The organism is Streptomyces sp. NPDC050738, assembly GCF_040654175.1.
Lineage (GTDB): Bacteria > Actinomycetota > Actinomycetes > Streptomycetales > Streptomycetaceae > Streptomyces.
In genome coordinates this window covers 112,900-135,952 of record NZ_JBFAHN010000020.1, presented here as the reverse complement: position 1 = coordinate 135,952, position 23,053 = coordinate 112,900, and the positions used below count along the sequence as shown (strand labels likewise).

The 23,053-nt window shown below is 71.8% G+C and carries 14 protein-coding genes; 6 read left to right on the top strand and 8 right to left on the bottom strand.

Annotated features, from left to right (window positions below):
* Window positions 1-141: 141 nt before the first annotated feature.
* From AB0H78_RS34825 to AB0H78_RS34810, 4 genes are all read right to left on the bottom strand, one after another.
* The gene (locus AB0H78_RS34825; protein WP_363238798.1) at window positions 142-1,389 is read right to left on the bottom strand and encodes an RNA polymerase sigma factor; all 1,248 of its coding nucleotides are present in this window, start codon (window positions 1,387-1,389) and stop codon (window positions 142-144) included.
* A 109-nt stretch (window positions 1,390-1,498) separates the two neighbouring features.
* Window positions 1,499-3,412 carry a DNA primase gene (dnaG, locus tag AB0H78_RS34820; protein WP_363238797.1) on the bottom strand — a complete coding sequence of 638 codons (1,914 nt, stop codon included), beginning with the start codon at window positions 3,410-3,412 and terminating at the stop codon, window positions 1,499-1,501.
* A 39-nt stretch (window positions 3,413-3,451) separates the two neighbouring features.
* Window positions 3,452-4,714 carry an FAD/NAD(P)-binding oxidoreductase gene (locus tag AB0H78_RS34815; RefSeq protein WP_363238796.1) on the bottom strand — a complete coding sequence of 421 codons (1,263 nt, stop codon included), beginning with the start codon at window positions 4,712-4,714 and terminating at the stop codon, window positions 3,452-3,454.
* Window positions 4,715-4,856: 142 nt separating this feature from the next.
* Complete coding sequence (locus AB0H78_RS34810; protein WP_363238795.1) at window positions 4,857-5,633, bottom strand: TSUP family transporter; 777 nt, start codon at window positions 5,631-5,633, stop codon at window positions 4,857-4,859.
* 213 nt (window positions 5,634-5,846) lie between these two features.
* On the opposite strand from AB0H78_RS34810, the gene AB0H78_RS34805 reads away from it, so the two are divergent.
* On the top strand, window positions 5,847-6,839 hold the full coding sequence (locus AB0H78_RS34805; RefSeq protein WP_363238794.1) for a helix-turn-helix domain-containing protein: 993 nt from the start codon (window positions 5,847-5,849) through the stop codon (window positions 6,837-6,839).
* Here the strand turns inward: AB0H78_RS34805 and AB0H78_RS34800 are convergent.
* On the bottom strand, window positions 6,820-8,103 hold the full coding sequence (locus AB0H78_RS34800) for a deoxyguanosinetriphosphate triphosphohydrolase (protein WP_363238793.1): 1,284 nt from the start codon (window positions 8,101-8,103) through the stop codon (window positions 6,820-6,822). The genes AB0H78_RS34805 and AB0H78_RS34800 overlap by 20 nt on opposite strands.
* Before the next feature lie 35 nt (window positions 8,104-8,138).
* A complete protein-coding gene (locus AB0H78_RS34795; protein ID WP_363238792.1) occupies window positions 8,139-9,065 on the bottom strand; it encodes a sirohydrochlorin chelatase in 927 nt (308 codons plus the stop codon).
* A gap of 171 nt (window positions 9,066-9,236) precedes the next feature.
* Here AB0H78_RS34795 and AB0H78_RS34790 point away from each other — a divergent pair, with 171 nt between their 5' ends.
* Genes AB0H78_RS34790 through AB0H78_RS34770 form a run of 5 tightly spaced genes read left to right on the top strand, consistent with a single transcriptional unit; the run spans window position 9,237 to window position 21,324 of the window.
* Window positions 9,237-10,136 (top strand): DUF4132 domain-containing protein, encoded by a 900-nt coding sequence (locus AB0H78_RS34790; protein ID WP_363238791.1) that lies wholly within the window; start codon window positions 9,237-9,239, stop codon window positions 10,134-10,136.
* Window positions 10,133-14,995, top strand: coding sequence for a hypothetical protein (locus AB0H78_RS34785; protein ID WP_363238789.1), 4,863 nt, complete (start codon window positions 10,133-10,135; stop codon window positions 14,993-14,995). Before AB0H78_RS34790 ends, AB0H78_RS34785 begins: the two co-directional genes overlap by 4 nt.
* A complete protein-coding gene (locus AB0H78_RS34780; protein WP_363238788.1) occupies window positions 14,992-16,140 on the top strand; it encodes an AAA family ATPase in 1,149 nt (382 codons plus the stop codon). The genes AB0H78_RS34785 and AB0H78_RS34780 overlap by 4 nt, the downstream gene beginning before the upstream one ends.
* On the top strand, window positions 16,127-19,651 hold the full coding sequence (locus AB0H78_RS34775) for a DUF5682 family protein (RefSeq protein ID WP_363238787.1): 3,525 nt from the start codon (window positions 16,127-16,129) through the stop codon (window positions 19,649-19,651). The genes AB0H78_RS34780 and AB0H78_RS34775 overlap by 14 nt, the downstream gene beginning before the upstream one ends.
* Complete coding sequence (locus AB0H78_RS34770) at window positions 19,648-21,324, top strand: hypothetical protein (protein WP_363238786.1); 1,677 nt, start codon at window positions 19,648-19,650, stop codon at window positions 21,322-21,324. Before AB0H78_RS34775 ends, AB0H78_RS34770 begins: the two co-directional genes overlap by 4 nt.
* On the opposite strand, the gene AB0H78_RS34765 is transcribed toward AB0H78_RS34770, so the two are convergent.
* Window positions 21,302-22,093: an isocitrate lyase/phosphoenolpyruvate mutase family protein gene (locus tag AB0H78_RS34765; RefSeq protein ID WP_363238785.1), complete on the bottom strand. Its 792-nt coding sequence runs from the start codon at window positions 22,091-22,093 to the stop codon at window positions 21,302-21,304. The two genes, AB0H78_RS34770 and AB0H78_RS34765, sit on opposite strands and share 23 nt — an antisense overlap.
* Window positions 22,090-22,536, bottom strand: coding sequence for a hypothetical protein (locus tag AB0H78_RS34760; RefSeq protein WP_363238805.1), 447 nt, complete (start codon window positions 22,534-22,536; stop codon window positions 22,090-22,092). The genes AB0H78_RS34765 and AB0H78_RS34760 overlap by 4 nt, the downstream gene beginning before the upstream one ends.
* Window positions 22,537-23,053 lie beyond the last annotated feature (517 nt).

Genomic DNA, 23,053 nt, shown 5'->3' with positions numbered 1-23,053 from the left:
CGGGCGTGTGGGCGGGCGCGGCGCGCTTGGGGGGGGGTGCGCCGGCCCTCGCGCCCGGGGGGGGGGGGGGGGGTGTTTTGGGGGGCGGGGGGGGGGGGGGGGGCGGGCACATCTCCCCCGCCCCGCCCCTTCCCGCGCCTCTCAGTCCAAGTAGCCCCGCAGTTGGTCCGCGAACGCGTGGTCGCGGAGCTTGTTCAGGGTCTTCGACTCGATCTGGCGGATGCGTTCGCGGGTGACCCCGAAGATCCTCCCGATCTCCTCCAGCGTGCGCGGGCGTCCGTCCGCCAGGCCGTAGCGCAGCTGGACCACCTTGCGTTCACGTTCGCCCAGCGTGGAGAGGACCGCCTCCAGGTGTTCGCGCAGGAGGAGGAAGGCTGCCGACTCCACCGGGGACGCCGCGTCGCCGTCCTCGATGAGGTCGCCGAGGGCGACATCGTCCTCCTCGCCCACGGGGGCGTGCAGCGAGACCGGTTCCTGTGCCAGGCGCAGGACTTCGCTGACGCGCTCGGGGGTGAGGTCCAGTTGGCCGGCGACCTCCTCGGGGGTCGGTTCGTAACCCCGTTCCTGGAGCATCCGGCGCTGGACGCGGACGACCCGGTTGATCAACTCGACCACGTGGACCGGGACTCGTATCGTGCGGGCCTGGTCGGCGAGTGCGCGGGACATGGCCTGGCGGATCCACCAGGTCGCGTACGTGGAGAATTTGTAGCCGCGCGCGTAGTCGAACTTCTCGACCGCCCGGATCAGGCCCAGGTTTCCCTCCTGGACGAGGTCGAGCATGGTCAGGCCGCGGCCCACGTAGCGCTTGGCCACGGAGACGACGAGGCGCAGGTTCGCCTCGATGAGGCGGCGCTTGGCCATCCGGCCGATCACCACCAACTTGTCCAGGTCCGCGGCAAGTTGGGAGTCGGCGTCGCAGGTCGTCGCGAGTTTCTCCTCGGCGAAGAGGCCCGCTTCGACCTTACGGGCGAGGTCCACCTCCTCGGCCGCCGTGAGCAGTGAGATGCGGCCGATCTCCCGTAAGTACTGGCGGAAGAGATCGGACGAAGGGCCTCCGGTGTCCGCACGGCCGCGGGGCGGCTCGGGCGGTTCGGGGACCTCTTCCTCCTCCATGACGGCCTCGGCGGGCGCGTCCTGCGCGTTCTCGCTCTGCGCTTCGGGGTGATGCACGGCCCGACTCTGCGGGGGGACTGCCGTGACCACGTCGCTGTCGGTCAGGGTCTGGGTCTGCACGGGTGCGACCTCCAGGGTTCTCGCTGCCGGATCGAGGGCGTGCGGCAGCGGGACATGGGCGGCCGAGCCGCCGTCCGTCCCGTACACGATGAGCGGATCCGCGGGGGTGAGATGCCCACTGTCAGTGGGCCGGCCGCGCTCCGAGGACTCAGGCACCGCAACCCAGTGTGGGGTACGACACATCGCTGCCACGAGGGGCGTGCGGTGACTTTCTGAGTCCGCGCTGTGACCGGTCGGTTACCGGGGCGGAGGCGGCGGGAACCGGCTAGAGGGCTTCCGCGCCCCGGTTGCGGAGCGACTGGGCGTACTGCTGGAGCACCCAGAGTTCGTTCTGTACGGCTGCCAGGTGCTCCGGGGAGCCGTGGCCGCCGAGGCGGGTCAGGGTGCCCTGGACCTCGATGATGCGGCGGTCGACGGCGCGCAGGCGGACGTGGACCAGTTGGTCGCCGCCGTACACCTCGTCGACGTTCTTCGCGTGGATCGCCTCGACCGCGAGCTCGGTGACCAGGGCGCGGACCGTGTCGTTGGGCGCGATGTCGCGGACCGTGGCCAGGTAGTCGGGGGTGGCCTGGTGGGCGCCGCCCGCCTCTTCGATGCACTGGCGGACCGCTGCGTACGGGGGCGCGGTGAACTCGTCGATGCCGTACGCGTCGAAGGCCGGGGAGACCAGCTCCGGGCGCTGCAGGGCCAGTTTGAGCAGCTCGCGCTCGGTGCGGTGGGCCGGGGAGCGGAGGTTGAGTGCCGGGCCGCCGGAGAGGCCGGCAGGGGCCTGGCCCCTTTCCATTCCCTCGGCGGCGCGGGCTGCCGCGGCGCCGCGGGTGCGGGCCGGGGCGTTGCCCCGGTTGTTGCGGGCCCAGTTGGCGAGCTGGCTGATGCGCTTGACCACGAACTGGGTGTCCAGGATGCCGAGCATGCCGGCCAGTTGCACCGCGACCTCGTGCTGCGCGCCGCTGTTCTTGATCCGGGCGACGACCGGGGCCGCCTCGTCGAGGGCGGCGGCGCGTCCTGCCGGGGTCTCCAGGTCGTAGCGGGCGACGATCTGGCGGAGCGCGAACTCGAAGAGCGGGGTGCGGGGTTGGACCAGGTCCCGTACGGTCTCGTCGCCCTTGGCGAGGCGCAGATCGCAGGGGTCCATGCCGTCCGGGGCGATCGCGATGTACGTCTCGGCGGCGAACTTCTGGTCGTCCTCGAAGGCGCGGAGGGCGGCTTTCTGGCCTGCCGCGTCGCCGTCGAAGGTGAAGATCACGCGGGCGCTGCCGTTGTCCATCAGGAGGCGGCGGAGGATCTTGATGTGGTCGGTGCCGAAAGCGGTGCCACAGGTGGCGACGGCGGTGGTGACGCCCGCGAGGTGGCAGGCCATGACGTCGGTGTAGCCCTCGACGACCACGGCGCGGGACGACTTGGCGATGTCCTTCTTGGCCAGGTCGATGCCGTACAGCACCTGGGACTTCTTGTAGATCGCCGTCTCGGGGGTGTTGAGGTACTTGGGGCCGTTGTCGTCGTCGCGGAGCTTGCGGGCGCCGAAGCCGACGACCTCGCCGCTGATGTCGCGGATCGGCCACATGAGCCGGCCGCGGAAGCGGTCGATGGGCTTGCCGCCGCGGGCCTCCTGGGAGAGACCCGAGGTGATCAGCTCCTTGTCGCTGAAGCCCTTGCCGCGGAGGTGGCGCGTGAGGTGGTCCCAGCCGGCGGGGCTGTAACCGACGCTGAAGTGCTGGGCCGCCGCCTGGTCGAAGCCGCGCTCGGCGAGGAACTTGCGGCCGATCTCCGCCTCGGGGGTGTCCAGCTGCTCGACGTAGAACTGGGCGGCCGCCTTGTGCGCCTCGACCAGACGGATGCGCTCGCCGCGCTGGTGGGAGGGGTTGTAGCCGCCCTCTTCGTACCGAAGGGTGATGCCCGCGGTCGCCGCGAGCCGCTCGACCGCCTCGGAGAAGGTGAGGTGGTCGATCTTCTGCACGAAGGTGATCGAGTCACCGCCTTCCTGGCAGCCGAAGCAGTGGAAGAAACCCTTGCTCGGACTGACCTGGAAGGACGGGGACTTTTCGTCGTGGAAGGGGCAGAGGCCCTTGAGGTTGCCGCCGCCCGCGTTCCGGAGCTGGAGGTACTCGGACACGACGGCATCGATCGGGACCGCGTCCCGGACCGCCTTCACGTCGTCATCGTTGATCCTGCCTGCCACGTGTGAAGTCTACGGGGGTGGACTGACAGGTGTGCGCGCTCAGGAGGCCAGGGAGTCCAGGGGCACGGACGGGTCCCCCAGCGCTTCGGGGTTCACCTGCGTCCCCGAGCGGATCAGCTGCTGGATCGGGTCTGTGACGTCCCACACATTGACGTTCATCCCGGCCAGCACCCTGCGGTCCTTCAGCCAGAAGGCGATGAACTCGCGCTTGCCCGCGTCCCCGCGGATGACGACCTGGTCGTAGGAGCCGGGGGGCGCCCAGCCCGAGTACTCCAGGCCCAGGTCGTACTGGTCGGAGAAGAAGTACGGGATGCGGTCGTAGCTGACCTCCTGGCCCAGCATCGCGCGGGCGGCCGCGGGGCCGCCGTTCAGGGCGTTCGCCCAGTGCTCGACGCGGACCGTGGCGTCGAGGAAGGGGTGGTGGGCGGAGGCCACGTCGCCCGCCGCATAGATGTCCGGGTCGGAGGTCTGCAGGCTCGCGTTCACCGCGATGCCGCCGCCCTGCTCCCTGGGTGCGATGTCCAGGCCCGCCGCTTCGGCCAGGCCGGTACGGGGAGCGGCCCCGATCGCGGCGAGTACGTCGTGGGCGGGGTGCTCCTCGCCGTCGGAGGTCAGGGCCGCCAGGACCATGCCGTCGTGGCCGGTGATCTCGGTCAGGCGCGCACCGAAGTGGAAGCGGACTCCGTGGTCGGTGTGCAGGTCGGTGAAGATCTGGCCGAGTTCCGGGCCGATCACCTGGTGGAGCGGGGTGGCCTCCGGTTCGACCACGGTGACCTCCGCGCCGTAACCGCGTGCGGCCGCCGCCACCTCCAGACCGATCCAGCCCGCCCCGGCGACGACCAGGTGGCCGTTGTCGCGGCCGAGTGCGGCCAGGACGCCCTGCAGCCGGTCGGCGTGGGCGAGGCGGCGCAGATGGTGGACGCCGGCCAGGTGGGTGCCGGGGATGTCGAGGCGGCGGGGTTCCGCGCCGGTGGCGAGGAGGAGCTTGTCGTAGTGGATGAGGGCGCCGTCACCGAGTCGTACCGCCTTGGCCGTCCGGTCGACCGCGACCACCGTCTGGCCCAGGTGCAGCTCGACCTCGGCCTGTGCGTACCAGGCCGGTTCGTGCACGAAGACGCTGTCGCGCTCCTCCTTGCCGCTGAGGAAGCCCTTGGAGAGCGGCGGACGTTCATAGGGGTGGTCGCGTTCGTCCCCGATGAGGATCACCCGGCCGGTGAAACCCTCGCTGCGGAGTGTCTCGGCGGCTTTTGCCCCCGCGAGTCCCCCGCCGATGATGACGAACGTGCGATGTGCGTCGACCACTTGATGCCTCCTCGATGTGCCTGCGCCACTTGCGAGCGTCCCGCACGGAGCGTGATGGGGGAAGAGGGGGCGGTTCCCCGGGCGTGTCTTTTGGCTGGTTACGTTGCCGGCCGCGTGACCGGATGGGGTTACGGCCCACGGGCTACGCCCAGGTGTCGTGGGCGAGTTTGGCGACCAGGGCGAGGACCGCGCAGAGCAGTGCGACGCGTACGAAGGCGGAGCCGCGGCGCAGTGCCGTACGGGCTCCGAGGGTGCCGCCCGCGACATTGGCGACGGCCATTCCTGCGCCCAGGGCCCACAGGACGTGGCCGAGGGCCGCGAAGAGTGCCAGTGCGCCGAGGTCGGTTCCGACGGAGACGACCTTGGCCATGGCGGAGCCGCGCAGGAAGTCGCTGCCGAGGAGCGAGACGAAGGCCATCACGAGCAGGACATCGGTGCCGGAGCCCAGCACTCCGCTGTAGAAGCCGACCACCGCGCCGAGCAGGCAGCTGAGCGGCAGACAACTACGGTGCGTGTGCGCGGTTCCGGTGCTCCGGGCTCCCGGTGCGCAGGCGACCCAGGCCGCCGCGAGGACCAGTACCGCCATCACGGCCGGCCTGAAGAGCGACTGCGGAAGGTGAGAGGCGGTCAGTGCGCCGGCCACCGAGGCCGGGATGCCGATCAGCCCCGCTGCGGCCACCGGGCGCCAGTCGACGGGCACTTGGCGGCTGTAGGCGACGGCTGCCGACGACGTGTCGGTGATCGCGACCAGTTTGTTGGTGCCGAGCACGGTCGCGACCGGCACGCCCGGCAGCGCGAAGAGCAGGGCCGGGATCTGGATCAGTCCCCCGCCGCCGACCACCGCGTCGAGCCAGCCCGCCGCGAGTGCGACCGCCAGCAGGCCGCACATGTCCCACAGATCCAGATCGAGTACGTCCACACTTCATCCCCCGGTGCGGCGGCACGCGGACGTCTCCCCCGTGGGACAGCCGCGGCCGCCGCCGTCCAAGAGTGTGGGCGGGGCGGTGGGTTGACGGAGGTTTCGTCCACAACGCAAAGGGAGTTCAAAGTTCAGCGGTGTTCTTGGCTAGGCTCGTGCACGTGCGGGGAGCAAGGACCGGGGAGCGGGGACCGATTCGGGCGCGGGGGGCGCATGTTACGTATCCACTTCGGAACCGAGGACCTGAACCGATTACGGGTGGCGGCCCGGCCCGATCCGCTGTGGGAGATCGTGCTCAGCCTGCATCTGCTGCAGAACCGGCAGGCGGCGCTGGTGTTCGACCCCTGGCGTCGGGAGGTGCGCGCCGGGCTCGTGCGCGCCGGGCTCACCGAGACGGTCGCGGCGCTGCACCGTCTCTGCCCGTGGGCCGACTATTTCCCGGACTTTCTGACGCCCGGGCAGGGCATCGACGATCTGGAGACCGGCCTCGACCGGGTTCTGTCGTCGCCCATCCGGCGTCTGGGCCGGGAGATCTCGCTGCTCTATCCCGGTACGCGGCCGCTGCCGCCCGGGGCCCGGAGTCTGGCCGCGGGGCAGCCGCAGGCCCTCGCGGGGCTCGGCGAGGCGCTGCGCCGCTTCCACGCGGTGGCGGTCGAGCCGTACACCGGAGAGATCAGGGCGGCGGTCGCGGCGGACCGGCCGGTGCGCGCGGAGGCGGCGCTGGACGCCGGTCCGAGCGGCCTCCTCGCCAGCTACGAGCCCGAACTGACCTGGCGCGGCGACCACTTGGAGGCCGCCTATCCGATGGACAGCGAACTGGTCCTGGACGGGCGGGCGTTGACACTGATCCCGGCCTTCTTCTGCGTACGCAATCCCGTGGCGCTGGCCGATCCGGAGCTGCCGCCCGTGCTCGTCCATCCGCTGACGCCGGCGCCCGGCTGGCTGGCGCGCTCCCGGGCGACGAACCCCTCCGAGCTGCCGGTGGCGCAGCTGATCGGCCCGACGCGGGCGACCGTACTGGACGCCCTGGAACGTCCGTTGACGACGACGCAGCTGGGTGCGGCTCTGCGCCTCACCCTCTCCACGGCGAGCCGTCACGCCACGGTGCTGCGGGAGTCCGGGCTGATCACCTCGGAGCGGCGCGGCTCGGCCGTCGTGCACACCCGCTCGCGGCTGGGCGATGCGCTCATGGACGGGCGGCTGTGAGCAGCCGGTGCAGGGCGCGGGCGGAGGCGTCGGTGAGCGAGGCGATCTGGTCGACGACCACACGCTTGCGGGTCCTGTCGTCACAGGCCGCGTCGAAGAGCGCGCGGAACTGCGGGTCGAGGCCTTCGGGGGCGCGGGCGGTGAGCGCTTCGGCGAGCTCGGCGAGCACGATGCGCTGGTCGGCGCGGAGCCGCTCCTGCTCCTCGCGCTGCATGACATAGCGGTCGGCGACGGCCTTGAGGACGGCGCACTCCATGCGCGCCTCGCGCGGGACGACCAGCTCGGCCGCGTACCGGGTGAGCCTGCCGGTGCCGTACGAGGCACGGGTCGCGGCCTCCGCCGCGAGGCAGAAGCGGCCGATGAGCTGGCTGGTGGCGTCCTTCAACCGGGCCTGGGCCACGGCCGATCCGTCGTAGCCGTGCGGCCACCACTCCTGGTCGAGGAGGCGGTCCAGGGCCTCGGCCAGCTCGTGCGGGTCGGTGTCCTCGTCCACGTAACGACCGATCGCGGCGGTCCAGATGCCGGCCCGCTCCTGCTCGGAGTAGAGGCAGGTGGGGTCGATGTGGCCCGCGTGCAGGCCGTCCTCGACGTCGTGCACGGAGTACGCGACGTCGTCGGACCAGTCCATCACCTGGGCCTCGAAGCACTTGCGGTCGTCAGGGGCGCCCTCGCGGGCCCAGGCGAAGACGGGCAGGTCGTCCTCGTACACCCCGAACTTGGGCGAGTCCGGGTCGGTGGGATGGGCGCCGCGCGGCCAGGGGTACTTGGTGGCGGCGTCCAGGGCGGCGCGCGTGAGATTCAGGCCGACGCTGACCAGCTCGCCGGTGCGCTCGGAGTGGACGAAGCGCTTCGGCTCGATGCGGGTGAGGAGGCGGAGCGACTGGGCGTTGCCCTCGAAGCCGCCGCAGTCCTTCGCGAAGTCGTTCAGTGCCTGTTCGCCGTTGTGCCCGAAAGGCGGGTGGCCCATGTCGTGCGAGAGGCAGGCCGCTTCGACGAGGTCGGGGTCGCAGCCGAGAGCGGCGCCGAGCTCACGGCCGACCTGGGCGCACTCCAGGGAGTGGGTCAGGCGGGTGCGGGGGCTGGCGTCCCAGATCTGGGTCCTGGATCCGGGGGTGACCACCTGGGTCTTGCCCGCGAGACGGCGCAGTGCGGAGGAGTGCAGGACGCGGGCGCGGTCGCGCTGGAAGGCGGTGCGGCCAGGACGCTTGTCGGGCTCGGGGTCCCAGCGGTCGATGTCGGTCGGGGTGTACGCAGTGCCTTCCATGCTCCGAGAGTAAGTGGCGGGACTGACAGCAGGCCTCAGGCGGTCGCCGCGAGGTGGAGCGGGGCGGTGTCCGCCACACCGGCCAGGGCGCGGTCGTAACGCCGCAGGACGAGCCGGGCGAGGGCGGGATGCGCACCGAGCGGGGCGGCGGCGATCCAGGGGGCGGCGGCCGCGCTCTGCGAGGCGAAACGTCCCGGCGCGGTGAAGTACGAGGCGACGGCGACCCGGTGGCGTCCGCGTGCGGCCAGCGCGCGCACGGCTTCGGGAACGGTGGGCGAGGCGGCGGACGCGTACCCGGGCAGGACGGGGACCCCGCCGAGGCGCTCGCTGAGCATCGCGGCCGTACGCCGTACGTCGGCGGCCGATGCGGGGTCGCGCGACCCCGCGGCGGCGAGGACGACCCCGGTGGAGCGGGCTGCGGAGTCGGCGGTGTTCCACCCGGCCTCGACGAGCCGGGCGTACAGCGCCTCGACCAGCAGCGGGTGCGGGCCCAGCGGTGCGGCGGTGCGGGTGTGCAGGCGGGGCGCGCCGGCCGCGGCTTCGGGGATGTCCTGTTTGACGTGGTAACCGCGGCTGAGGAGGAGCGGCACGAGGACGGCCCTGCCGGTGCCGAGTTCGGCCAGGGTCTCGGGGAGCAGCGGCTCGTTCAGCTCGATGTGACCGAGGCGCACGGAGAGCCCGGGGCGCAGCTCACGGATCCGCTCCAGGAGCGTCGTCACGGTCCGCAGGGCACGCGGATCGCGGCTGCCGTGGGCCACGGCGACGAGGGTGGGCGCGGCGAGGCGGGACGGGGTGCGGTTGGTGTGCACGGGCCTGCGGGTTCCGTTCAGGGAGACAAGGCTGAGCTGGTTTCCGAGTTGCGCGGAGATACGGGTCAGCAGACCCGAGGTCGTGTCGAGGGGCAGCAAGGCGGGAGGCGGTTTATCGGGCCGTACATCGCGAGGGTGCTCGGGCTCCGTCATGAACCGATCCTGCCGGGCGGAGGTTGCCCCGGGATTGCGCGGGGGTGACGAGTCCTTTCATCGGCCTCACACCGCTCGGGGGCCGATTGTCAGTGCCATCACTTACGGTGATCGGCATCTGAAGTTGATGTTCGGGGAGAACGTCGGCGGGATCGGGGAGGGAGCTCTGTCATGAGCTGGATCGAGACGGGGGCCGGTGGATATGCGGTCACTCTGGACGGCACCAAAGTGCTGTGCAGGAATGCTGCGGGACGTGCACTGAAGCAGGTTCCCGCGAAACTCCGCGACGATGCCGAAGTGGTCAGACTGCGGCAGTTGGCGCAGTGGCTGGAGCGGCACGAGCGGGAGTGCCGCGACCAGGTCGACACCTGGCTGGTGCGGTCACTGCCCGTGCCCGCCGCTCTCCTGGCGCGGGTCTGGCCCGATGCCGCATGGCAGGGGGCACTGCGGGATCTGGTGGTGGTCCCGGTGAGCGCGGACGGCAACGCGGACTTCGCCCGCGCCGGATTCCTGCGGGATGCGGATCCGGATACGGACCGGGGGCTCGGCGTGGTGGACCTCGACGGGGATTCGGTGCGGCTGACCGAGGAGTCCGTGCTGATTCCCCATCCGGTGCTTCTCCTCGAAGAGCTGGAGGAATTGCGGGAGTTCGCGGCGGAACTGCGCGTCGAGCAGGGGCTGGAGCAACTGTTCCGTGAGGTGGTGGCGAAGCCGGAGGGCCTGGACGGCATCGCGGGTGGGGCGCAGGAGTGGAAGGCGTACGCGGACGGGAAGTTCGAGGAGCTGCGGCACGCGACGGGGCGGGCGGTGGCTGCCGGGTACCGAGTGCGCGGCGGTTATGCCGTCTGCCCGTTGATCGAGGGCGGGCAGGCGGTGGAGGCCGCGTACTGGGTGGGCGACGACTACCCGGAAGGCGAGGCGTACACCGGCGCGCTCGAGTGGCGGGTCGGGGGCGGAAAGCGGCTGGCCTTGCGGGACGTGGGGCCGGTCGCGTGGTCGGAGGGGGCGCGGATGGCCGCGCTGGTGTTCGCGGGGCGCGTGGTCAAGGACGACGAGGGGGACCTGCTGTGAGTGGACTGCTGGAGTCCGGAGCGGTGCTGCCGCTCGGGGACGGTACGGACGCGGGCGATGTCCTGACGGCACGGGTGTACGGGCATTCCGTACTGGACGGGCGCACGGTGGTGCGCCTGGTGCCCGAGGCGCTGGGCCCTGCGGAGGATCTTGCGCTGGAGTATCTCGGGTTCGAGGCTGCTTCCGCCGCGCCGGTGAAGGTGGGGCGGGTACGCCGGCAGGTGCTGGGTTTCCCGGCCTGGGCGCTGGTCCATGACCAGGCGAACGGGCACCATGCGCTGGCCGTGGTCAAGGAGATGGAACGGCTGACCCGGATGGTCGCGAGCAAACCGGGCAACGCCAAGGACGGTTTCGACGAGATCGCCGGCCGGCTTGACCGATCGGTGCCGCAGTTCCTCCCGACGTACTACGAGCAGGTGGCACGGCTCTTCCTGGCGGCCGACGCAGTGCAGCAGGCATCGGCGTTCTTCGGCAAGGCACGGGCCTCCGAGCAGCGGCACGCGCTGAAGGTCGACGAGGAGCGACTGCGTGAGGTGTTCCTGGAGTTCGCCGGGGCGGGAGCGCTGAGCGGGAAAGCTCTGCGCGACCATGCGAAAGGGCTCGCGGACCGATTGTCGGCGCAGGAGGCGTACGAGCAGTTCAGGGCGCTGTCGATGGAACGGTGCGCGGCCGGACTCGCTCCGTATGCGGGCATGGTGGAGGACCTTCGGCGGCTCGCCAGGAAGGCCGGTCTCGATGCCCGTGCCGAGGAGCGGGCACTTCTCGCGGAAATCATCCACTCGGGCGCGCTGAATCGGGCGGCGGCAGGTTTCTGGAAGGCGGCGCTGCCCGCTCTGGCGGACGTCGCACGTGACGAACAGGTGGTGAGGGAAAGACTGTTGGCCTTGTTCCCGGCTGCAGGCGGGGACAGCCCGGAGGAGTTCGACGCGGCATGGCTGAATGTGCTGGAGACCTGTGGAGCGATCGCCCTCCTCGAGGACGGGACGGTCTCCGCGGCCGGGTGGCTGGAGTCCTGGGCGGCACATCGGCAGCGCGGTTGGCGGTCGGTGAAGCGGTTGGCCGAAGAGCTGACTTTGGTGGAGCGTCTGGCGAAGCGGTTGATCGAGGACGGAACGCCCGTACAACTGCTCGGCGAGCTCGGCGGGCGCTCCAATGTCGACCTGGATCTGCTGGACGCACTGCTGGCCTCGGGGGCTCCCGTTGCCGATCCCTCACCGACGAGGAGACAACTGCCGCTCGACGCCTGGCTCAAGGACGATCGGGACGGTCGCCGGGATTTGATCGCGCTCACCTCCGACCGGCGTTTCGCCACGGCGCTCAAAGAATCGGTGAAGCACCTCGCGTCGTCGTACGGGCAATGGACCGGAGCTTCACTGCAAATCCAGCGCGCGGTGGAACACCCAGCGCTGCACACGGTCGTCGCGGCATGTCTCCAGGACCGCGCCGATGAACTGACACGCCCGATCGGGCTGCCCGGACTGCGCAATCTGCTGCGCGATGTGGGCGGGTTCGCATCCCCTTCCGTGCTGGCGACGGCGCCCGAGGCGGTGGCGCGCATCTGCGCCTTCGACCCGGCTCGGGTGCTCGGACGGACCCTGCGGGCAGGCCTGTACGACGAGTTGGGCTGGCCGGCACTCGAAGAGGCACTGGATCAGGTGCGTGCGGCAAGCGGGATGCAGAGCTTCCACGCCGTGGACGCCTGGCCGGACCTGGGCGTACGGGCGGGTCTTCAAGTGGCGCTGGCCGGACCGGATGCGCTGCTCGACCACCGTGCGCTGACCCTGCCGCCCCAGGGCTCGGCACAGCGCGACCCTTCGGTGCGGTACGTGGACGGTCAGTGGCTGACCCTCACCTGGATCAACGACGAGTGGAAGGGCATCTGGTCGGGCAGACCGGCCGATGTCTTCACCGCGTCCGACGCCTTGCACCGCCACGGATCCGTTTCCCTCGCCATGCCCGGCGGTGGCCGCAGTTACGGCGGGCGACCGGTGCACGCAGGGGACACGTCCTTTCCGGACCGGCACCGTGAGATCGCCTTCGACTCCATCTCCTACTGGGTTCTGCACGAAGCAGGTTGGTACGAATACGACCCCGCTACAGCCCGGCGCGGGCGGGCGTCGGTACCTGCCTTCTTCGAGTCGGCGCTCACCAACGCGGCACCTGGGGTGCAACTGGCCGAGGCGGCCTGCCGTCTGCTGCCGGTGCAGCCCGGCCTCGAAGGATCTCCGTTCGGCTCCCGGGACGGAATGCTGGGCTGGTGGGTGACGTACGACGAGAACGCCGGTACGCGCACGGCCTGTTCGGTCGATGGGACACGCGGTCCGGCTGTCTCCGACGGAATCCCGTCGGCACCGCTGCGCCTGCCCGGCGGGGCGGTACTGCATCCGGTCCGTGGCCACTGGTCGAGCGACCACATCAGTCTGCGGAGCGCCGACGGTGTAGTCGTGGCCACCCTGGAGGAGGGCGACCGGGGCAGCACCTACACGGCAGGCTCCAGGTTCGTGCCGCCGCTCTGGTACTGGCATGCGCACCGGCCGCGTGACGAACGGGGCTCGGCCGCCCTGCGGTCCGCAACCGACGCGGACGCCACGGCGCTGCTGGCCGCGGTCGCCGAGGGACTCAAGCCGGCGGAAGCCGTGACCCGGGTGCTGCCTGCGATCACCGACGAAGGGCTGATCGCAGGTGTGGCAGGGGTGGTGGCCGAGGCTGCCCGATGCGTCAAGGCGATCGGCGGGCTGAAGACCGCCCACGGACAGCAGCAGGCGCCCGCTCAGGATCGGAACGTGCACACGGAATCGGACGGAAAGCTCGACGCGGCGCTGAACGGACTGCTGCACAGCGCAAGGTCCTACTACGCATCAGGGCACCTCGACTTCGGGGGCGCCACGGCATGGGATCAACTGCGCGTCCTGCGGGGGCTGTTCCAGTCCCCGGCTTCGTCCGGCACCACACAGGTGCCCTGCGTCGCGGCGCGTATCGATTTCCGATCGCTCATCGGGGACGGGATGGCCGCGGCCGCACTGCGTTCCGTGCATCCCTTCACCGGAGAAGGCGAGCGGGCAGCTCTGGCCGCGTTCCTCACCACCGCCCGCAGCGTCGGCGGTGACGAGGGCGCGGTGCTGATGGACCCGCGGGGCCGCCTGCGCTCCCTGACGCTGTCCTCAGCGTTGGAACCCTCGGACGCCGGTATCGGCACGGTCCGCCGCGACGGAGAACGGTTCGTGCTGATCACCGGATTCCACTGGCACCACGGTGGTCGACGGCGCTGGTCGGCCATCGAGTACGACCCGGCCGGGCAGTTCGGGCCATGGGGAGACTGGGCGGTCCACGAGGCATGGGTGCACGGCACACCTGCGGATCCGCTTCGGGAGCCCACCGTCAGCCGGCTGCTCGCGGTGGCTGCCGAGCGCGGTCCGGCGCCGTTCCGATCGGAGCAGGCGGCCGAGTTCGCGGAGGAGACGGGCGTGGACACCGCTTCGGCGCTGCTGATCCTGCTGGGTCTTCACGGCCTCAACGGTTCCGGACGCGAAGGGCTGCCGGGTACCGAGTGGCTGACCCCTCTGGGGCTCAAGGCGACCCAGATCAATACGGCCAGGGATGTCCTGCGCACTCTGGATGTCGGCCTTCGATGCAGGCTCCTGGGGCTCCTGATCCCCGGGGCGCCCGAGCAGGTCGAAGCCCTCTGGGAGCGGGGCTTCGACCTCGCACCGGTGATCGGGCACTGGCTCGACGTACGCGGGAAACAGCGCCCTGTGCCGCAGGAGTTGCTGGACCGGGCCGTTCGGGAGGGGCTCGGCGCCATGGAACTGCAGCTGGCACTCAATCCGCAGCTGGACGCCCGGATCTGGGGGCGGACGGTGCAGCGCCTCAAGGACGGCACGATCACGGCCGAGGAACCGGCCAAGATTCTGGACCTGCGCGGGGTGCAGCGGATCGCACTCCACTTGCGGTGGCTGGCATACCGGCTTCCGTACGGAGATCCCTTGCGGGAAGTGCTTCCCGTGACGCTGCGCATGGTGCGCGAGCGGCTGGCCGATCCGGGGCTGCTGTTCCAGATCGACCACGGCTGGACTCAGCCGGGCACGCTGTCCCTCTCGGAGCGGGTCCGGGAGGCGTACGCCATGCAGAGGACGGGCGGGGAGAACGCCGAGGGGCTGGTGGACGCCGGTCCCGCGCTGGTGCTCGGTCCCACCCGGTACAGCGGGCAGTACGGGCGGGAAACCGTGTGGCTTCGGCCCGCCGAACTGCTGAAGGACGGGGGCGCAGAACACCCTGCGCTGCAGCTGGTGACGGCAACGAGCACGGAGTCGGAAGCGCTGGGCGAGCTGCGGGCGCTGCTGAGCGAGGAGTTCGCGACACTGATCGGGGCGGGCGGTACGGAAGGCGGTGCCGCCGGTGCCCCGCAGGATCCGGCGGTGTCCGCGCCGGCCCAGGTGGACGCTGCGGCGGCACGGTTCGGGCTCTCCGGCGATGCGGCCTCGCTCTATCTGATGCTGCTCGCGCTGCCCGACCCGACGGACCGCAACCAAGCGACATGGACGGGCTGGAAGCCGACCCGCCTGAAGAAGGCACGAGCCGAACTTGCCGCCACCGACCTGGTGGTGGAGGCCAAACGGGCACGGGCGGGGCGTGCGCTCTTCCTGCCCGGTGGCTGGATCGAGGCCAAGACGCCCCGATTGCCGTGGGAGTCCTGGAAGTCGGCGCTGTTCCCGCCGCAGGGTGAGCATGACGATGTCGTACTCCCGGACTGTCCTGTCGAGGAGTTGTACGCACGCGCTTGGCAGCGGGTGGTGGAGGGCGATGTGCCCGGGTTCGAGGAGTTCACCGCTCGTGCGCACCGCAAGGGAGTCAAGCGATGACCGTGTCCGTACAGGCGACCCAGGACCGGCAGATCGCACTGCCCGAGGACCGGTTCGCGCAGGAGCTCGCGTTTCTCGCCGCCTACGACGAAGGGCCGCGCCCTCCGGGCTGGCTGCTCACGCCCCGTGCGGTGGTCACCTTCGTCTGTGGTTCGGCCGGTGAGGTGCTGAGCGCGTCCGACGGCCGGAAATCCACGATCTCAGGGAAGTTCGTAGGCGAACGGTCCCTGGTGGAGCGGTGTGTGGTGACGCTGGCGGGTGAACGAGGGCTTCTGCTCGTCGGAGAACCGGGCACCGCCAAGTCGATGCTCTCCGAGCTGCTGTCCGCCGCCGTGTGCGGGACCAGCACGCTCACCGTGCAGGGCACCGCGGGCACCACCGAGGACCAGCTCAGGTACGGCTGGAACTACGCGATGCTGCTCGCCCAGGGGCCGAGCCGTCAGGCGATGGTCCCCTCTCCTGTGCTGACGGCGATGACACGAGGCGCCGTGGCCCGTATCGAGGAGGTCACCCGGTGCCTGCCCGAGGTGCAGGATGCGCTGGTGTCGCTTTTGTCCGAGCGGCGGATGTCCGTGCCCGAACTCGCGGGCGGGGAGAGCGGGGACGGGACGGTTCATGCCGTTCCCGGCTTCACCCTGATCGCCACGGCGAACCTCCGCGACAAGGGGGTCTCCGAGATGTCCGCCGCGCTCAAGCGGCGCTTCAACTTCGAGACCGTCGGCCCGATCGCGGATCTCGACGCGGAGACAGCACTGGTGCGCAGCCAGGCAACGTCCGCCCTGGAGCGTTCCGGGGCGGAGTTCGCCGTGGACGACACGGTGCTGCAGGCGCTGGTCACCGCCTTCCGTGATCTGCGGACGGGCCGCAGCGCGGAGGGCTGGGAGATCGAGCGGCCCTCGACGGTGATGTCGACCGCCGAGGCGGTCCAGGTCGCGTCCGCCATGGGGATCGGCGCGGCCTACCTGGGGACCGGGCTGGATGTCGTGCGGACTCTGCCGGGCCATCTGCTCGGGACCGTACGCAAGGACGATCCGACCGACCACGCACGGCTGTTGGGGTACTGGGACGGTCCGGTCCGGCGGCGTGCGGAGAGTGGGTCGCCGCTCTGGCGCACGCTGTGGGAGCTGCGCGATGAGCTCACCTGAGGAGGCCCTGGAGTCGTTGGCGGGGTGCCGGAATCCGTTCCTGATCGGGATTCGGCACCACTCCCCCGCGCTCGCCGCCGCGGTGCCGCAGATGCTCGACCTGGCCGCGCCCGAGGTGCTCCTGGTGGAGCTGCCCGAGGAGTTCACGCCCTGGCTGGGACATCTGGCGAATCCGGGAACGGTTCCTCCTGTGGCGCTGGCAGGCAGCCGAGGGGGTGAGGGCGACGAGGGGCTCGTTTTCCTGCCGTTTGCCGAATTCTCCCCGGAGTTGGCGGCGATCCGCTGGGCGCGTGGTGCGGGCGTCCCTGTGGTGGCGTGCGATCTGCCCCTTTCCGAGCGGACGGCCCCTCGTGCCGGGGACCGCCGTGAGCCGCGTCGCCCCGAGGCGAGGGGCGCACTCTCCGCGGCTCTGCAGGCGCGCGCGGGTGGGCGGCCCGGGGACGATCTGTGGGACCGGCTCGTCGAAGTCGCGGCCCCGGGCTCCACACCTGAGTCGCTGCGCAGAGCGGCGCTGCTGGTGGGGTGGGCCCTGCGCGGAGATGCGGGCGGGGTGGATCCGTACGATCTGCGGCGCGAGGAGAACATGCGCCGCAGGCTTGCCGAGCATGCGGGGCTGCGAACAGCAGCGGTGATCGGGGCGTTTCATGCACCGGCTCTGCTCACTGCGTGGACCGGCGACCGCACGGCCCCGGGCCCTGCCGAGACCACTGACGTGCCCGCTCACGCCCCGGTTGTCTCGCTGGTGCCGTACGCCTATCCATTGCTCGACGAGCGCTCCGGATATCCCGCCGGGATCCGGGATCCCGAATGGCAGCACGGGGTGTTCGCCGCCGGCGGCGATCCCGGTCGGCTCGATGAGCTGCTGACGGCCGGCGCCGTGCGGATCTGCGCTGCCGTGCGCAGGGCCGGACATCCCAGCGGCCCCGCCGAGGCACGCGAAGTCGTACGGATGGCGCGGGATCTGGCCACACTGCGCGGGCTGCCGGCTGCCGGACGCGGAGAACTGGTGGAAGCGGTACAGACCGTGCTCACGCAGGGACAGTTGCTCGGACGGGGGCGCGTGGTGGCCGCCGCCATGGAAGAGGTGCTGGTCGGCCGACGGCAGGGCCGCCTTGCGGCGGGGACACCGCGTTCCGGTCTGGGGCCGCGCGTGGAGGCGATGACCGGCGAGTTGTCACTGCCCGGCCCTGACGCACCCAGCCGGAGCCAACTGCGTCTGGACGTGCTCCGTTCGGCTCTCGACGGACGCCGGGAGATTATTCTGCGCAGGCTCGCCGCCTGCCGGGTGCCGTACGGAGAGGAGATCGCGGTCACCGGCGCGGGGGATGCCTCGGCGCTGACCACCCGGTGGACCGCCACCTGGTCTCCCGCCACCGCCGCCATGCTCGAAGTGGCGGGCGTCCATGGGGTGACCCTGGAGCAGGCCGCTGCCGGAATGCTGCGGCAGCGGCGCGCGACCGAGCAGAGCGCAGGGGGACCGACCGCCGCCGAGGTGCTGACCGGCCTCGAGGAGGCCGCGCGCTGCGGGCTGTCCGTGCTCGCCGGGGAACGGCTGACAGAAGCAGTCGAGCTGCTGCCCGCCGTCGGATCCCTTACGGAACTTCTGGACGGAATCGTCCTGTTGGACCGCATCGCCGCAGGGCATGTTCCAGGACTTCCCGAGTTGCCGGAGGGCTGGTCGGCCGGGACGGTCGCCTCCGCGTCCGAGGAGTTGGCGGCCGCCGGGGTCCGTGCCCTGGACGGTCTGTCGGGGTCCACGGAGCCGGCGGACGCCCGCGCCCTCGTCGCACTCGCCGCGCAGGCCGCCACCACGGGCGGCGGTTTGCGGCTCGGCGACGCCCTGGCCCGGCTCGACACGGAGGCCACCCCCTTGATCCGGGGCGCGGCGGGGGCGTCACGCGTACTCCTCGGACAGCGCCGGGCCGCGGAGTTCGGAGCACAACTGGCATCCCGCGCGGACGCGGCGACCACTCCTGAGCTCCGCGCCGACCTGGCTTCGTACCTGCGCGGAACGCTGCTCGCCGCAGGCCCGCTGCTGGAGGTGGGAGCCGCGCTCGACCCCTTCGTCGAACGGGTCGAAAGGCTGCCCGACCGCCCCTTCCTCGACCGGTTGCCCGCACTGCGCGCCGGCTTCGAAACGCTCTCCCCGGCTGCCCGTGCCCGGATGCTGGCGACGGTGGAGGACCGTACGGGGATCGCGGCAGGGTCGCTCCCGTCGGAGGTGGATGACGCGGCGGCTCTCGCGCTGCTGGCCGGCGCGGATCTGGCAGGCCGCGATGCTCTGGCGGCGCGAGGATTGACAGGGAGGCCTTCTGCGGCTGTCGCTATCCCTTCAGCCCAGGAACGATCCATCACCGTCGGGCCCGCAGGCGCCTCGTGCTCCGGCCATGCCCTGACCACGGCCGAACGGTGGCGGCTGTTGCTGGGCCGGGGGCGTGAGCTGACCGGGACCGCGCGACGGATCGCGGGGGCTCTCGACGAGTTGTACGGAAGCGGCCATGGCGAAGGATCCCGCGGAGAGGACGGGGTGGGGATGGGCGGGGGAGGCGGTGGCGAACCTCCGTACCCCGATGTGCGTTCCTGGTCGCACGAGTTGGCGGCGCTGTTCGGCCCGGGCGTGCGGGAAGAGGTGCTGGCCGCTGCTGCCGGTGCGGGCCGGCTCGACGCGGCGCTGGAGCTCGACCCCGATTCCGGCCGCCCGTCCTTGGAGCTGCTGCGGACGGTCCTGTCGTACGCGGGCGGAATGCCCGAGCAGCAACTCGCCCGGCTGCGACCGCTGGTGCTCCGTCTCGTACGGGAGCTGACCGAGTCCCTGGCCAATCGGCTGCGGCCCGCCCTCACCGGACTCGCCCACCCGCGCCCCACCCGGCGTCCCGGGGGGCCACTGGATCTGGCACGCACGCTGAATGCCAATCTTGCCACCGCGCGACGCGATGCCGAGTCCGGGACGGTGCGGGTGCTCCCCGAGCGCCCCGTGTTCCGCACCAAGGCCCGCAGGACCGCCGACTGGCGACTCGTGCTGGTGGTCGACGTGTCCGGGTCGATGGAGGCTTCGACGATCTGGGCGGCGCTCACCGCCTCGGTGCTCGCCGGGGTCCCGGCCATCAGCACCCACTTCATCGCCTTCTCCACTGAAGTCCTCGACCTCACCGATCATGTCGACGACCCGCTGAGTCTGCTGCTCGAAGTCCGCGTCGGAGGCGGAACGAACATCGCGCGCGGCCTGCGTCACGCCCGCAAGCTGGTGACCGTGCCCTCGCGCACGCTGGTGGTGCTGGTCAGCGACTTCGAGGAGGGCGGCCCCGTCGGGCCACTGCTCGGTGAGGTGCGGGCCCTGGTGGACGCCGGATGCCACGTCCTGGGGTGCGCCTCGCTCGACGACGCGGGCCGGCCCCGCTATGCGGCCGGTGTGGCGGGCCAGTTGGTGGCGGCAGGGATGCCCGTCGCGGCACTCAGCCCTTTGGAGCTGGCCCGCTGGGTCGGCGAGCGCGTAGGAGGTACGCACCGATGACCGCACTCCCGCCCGTGACCGCCGAACTCGCGGCGGCCGCGCTCGATCTGCTCCCCGCCCGGCTGCGCAAGCGGGTGGACTCGGCGGTGACGAAGGCTGCCGCCTGGCCGGTGGAGGGCACGCGCGACGGGGTGGTGGTCCGGGCTTCTGAGGACGCGGTGGTGACCCTGACGGTGACGGCGGCCGGGATCGTGACGGATGCCGGCGGTGCGGTGTGCACCTGTCTGCTGGCTCCGTCCTGCCTGCACCGCGCCGCGGTGTTGTCGAGGGCGCCGCTGGCCGAGGCGGCCCTGGAGACGTCCCCGGAACCATCCCCGGCCGTAGAGCTGGAAGAACCGGGGCAGGAGCCCGCCGTCGACTGGCCCGAAGCCGCGGCGCGGGCGCTCTGGGATTCCGGAGCTGCCGTACTGGCAGCGGGAGTTGCCGGCACCGGCGCGATCCACCGTGCCCACCTCCTGCATGCCGCCCACTCCGCGCGCCTCGCCGGACTCCATCAGCCGGCGGCCACGGCGGTACGCATCGCACGCCGCCTCGACGAGGCGCGCGGCGACGACCCCGCATTCCGCCTGTCCGAACTTGCTCTGGAACTGGCCGAGTTGCTCCATTCGGTACGTCTCCCGAATCGCGCCGCGCTCACGCCCGCCCGGCGCAGCTTCACTCCGACCGCTCCCCTGCGCCTCCACGGCCTGTTCACCGAGCCCGTGGTCACCGCCTCCGGTTACGCGGGAGCCACCACGTACGCGCTCGCCCCGGACGGCACCCTCCGCACGCTCTCCGACATCGCACCGGGCCCTCCGGAGCGCGCCGCCCAGGCGGCCAACTCCCCGGTCCCCGGCGGCTGCACGCTCACTTTCCGCGAGCTGGGTGACGGCGGCGGGCTGATCCTCACCTCACCCACGGTCGCCCCGGACGGTCGGATCGGCGGCGGAAGCCGGCTGCGCAGCGTACGGACTCCGGGCGTTCGATGGCACGAGCCGCCGCTCGACGCACTCTGGCAGCAGCCCCCGGCAGCACAGCTCGGTGCCAACGAGGAGACAGGACTGCTGTTTCTCTCCGGCACCCTCACCGCCGACGGCACCTTCGCCGTCGACGACGGCCCTGTCCTGCGGCTGACAGCACCGGACGAGCGCACCGCACTCCCGTACACGGAGAATCTGCGGCTCCTCGCCACCCGTCCCGGCCTCGCCCTCCGCCTCATCGGCCGGGCCCGGCGCGAGCAGCCGGGGACGGTCACCGCTCTGGCCGCCCAATGGGCGGATTCCGAAGGCACCACCGTCCACGCCGACCTCGGCCTGCGCCGCCTGAACCGGACCCACCTGCCACCCGCCGATCCCTCCCCTCCCGCCTCACCCGTTCCGCTTGCGGCCCCGGCCGCCCTCCCTGTCGTACTCGACCTGCTCCGCCGGGCCGTCGAGCGCACGGTCGCCGGCGGCCGCCCGGTGGCCGCTCTCGCCACCGACGGCGACCTCCCACGCCGCCTGCGCGCGGCAGGCCTCACCACGGGCGCCGACTGCGCCCGGTCCCTGACCGATGCCGCGGCAGCCCGCCGGCACGACGCGCTGGGCCGACTGCTCCCCGCCGACCCGGACGCCTTCGCCGAGGCGTGGCTCGCCGCCTCCGTCTACACCCGGGCGGCCACCGGTTCACTGCTCATCGCGTCGTACGGGAGGTGAGCTGCTGCACGCGCCCATACGTCACCGCGCCCACCCCCGTCTCCTTCCCCGCCCGCACGTCCCGGGCCACTTCCACCGCCGCGCCGAGCGCCGTCCGGAAGAGCAGCGAGCCAAGGCTCACCCGGCTCACGCCCAGGGCGCCGAGCTCGGCCACCGTGGGGCCCGAGGGCGCGTAGAGGATGTTCAGCGGTACGTCGGCGTGCTTCAGCAGGGCGGTGATCGCCGACGGGTCGCTCAGCGCGGGTACGAACACGCCGTCGGCGCCTGCCCGTTGGTAGGCCATGACCCGGTCCGTGGTCTCCGCCTCTCTGCCGCCGCCGAGCCAGTGGGTGTCCGTACGAGCGTTGACGAACATCTCCGGCACGGCCGCCTTCACCGCCGCGATCTTCGCCGAGTGCAGCTCCACCGGGGTGAGGGTGCCGTCGCCCCGGCCGTCCTCCAGGTTGATGCCGACCACTCCCGCCTCGGCCAATTCCCGTACGAATGCCGCGACTTCGGTCGGATCGTCGCTGAAGCCGCCCTCGGCGTCGACGCTCAGCAGGAAGCCGCTCCTGCCCAGCCGGCGGGCCAGCAGCAGGGTCTCGTCGCGGGTCGCGCCCGTGCCGTCGGGCAGTCCGGCAGCCGCGGCCACGCCCAGGCTGGTCGTGCCGATCGCATCGAAGCCCTCGGCGGCGAGCGCCGTCGCGGAGGCGTGGTCCCAGGCGTTGGGGAGCAGGAGCGGGGTGCCGGGGCGGTGGTGGAGTGCGGTGAAGGCGGTGAAGTCGGTCATGCGGGCTGCTCCTCGGTGGGCGGCTCGGTGGGCGTGAGGTCTCCGACGGCGTCGGCGTAGTACGTCGAACCTGGCAGATGCGTGGCGATCTCGCGGAACGTCCAGCCCGTCCCCGGTGAATGGTCGAGCTGTTCGGCGGTGAGTGCGTCGAGGCGGTTCGTCCAGATCCTCGCCAGCCGGTTCAGCCTGCTGCGCGCCTCGTCGAGGTCGTCCTGGGTGAAGGCCGCCAGGTCGGCCGGCGTCGTGGTCGCCGACGCGTGCCAGTGGTCGGGCTGCGTCTCCTCGCCCGCCAGGCGCGCCTCCACCTCCGCGAGGTGGTCGACCAGGTGGTCCGCGACTCTGCGGATCGCCTTGTGCGGGGTGTAGACCCGGTCGTCGACAGGGCGGGGACGGCCGTCCCAGTGCGTCCAGGTCGCCGCGAGTTCGAGTACGTGAGCGACCATGGCCGTGATCCCGTCGGCCAACTCCCTTCCGGGCGGCCTGCGTTCGAGGATGCCGGCCGCGAGCGCCAGCGCATGCTCCCTGCCGGGGCAGATGCGAGGTGCGCCGCCGAAGGTGAGGTGTTCTCGCCCCGCCTCCGGGTCCCGGTTGGCCGCGGCGATGTCCAGCAGCACCAGGTCGCCCTCGGCGACGGCGACTTCGCCGATACGGGTGTCCCCTGCGGCGGTCCTGCGCATGACCCGTACCGGCGGGTCGTGGCGCAGCGTCTCCAGCAGCCGGGCCTCGACGGTCCCGCCGGACGCCCGTGCCTCCCGCGCCTTGTCGACCAGCGCTCCCGTCGCGTCACACGCCTGCACGAGCAGCCCGATCCGTTGCGCCACCGTCTCCGGATCCGCCGGCCCGGCCGGCTCCACCAGCCCCACCAGCCGGGCCACCGCCGCGTCCTCCTCCGCGCCGCCCCCGCCGAAGTACGCCCCCGCCACCACGCCCACCGCGTCGGCGACAGCGTCCGGCTCCGCG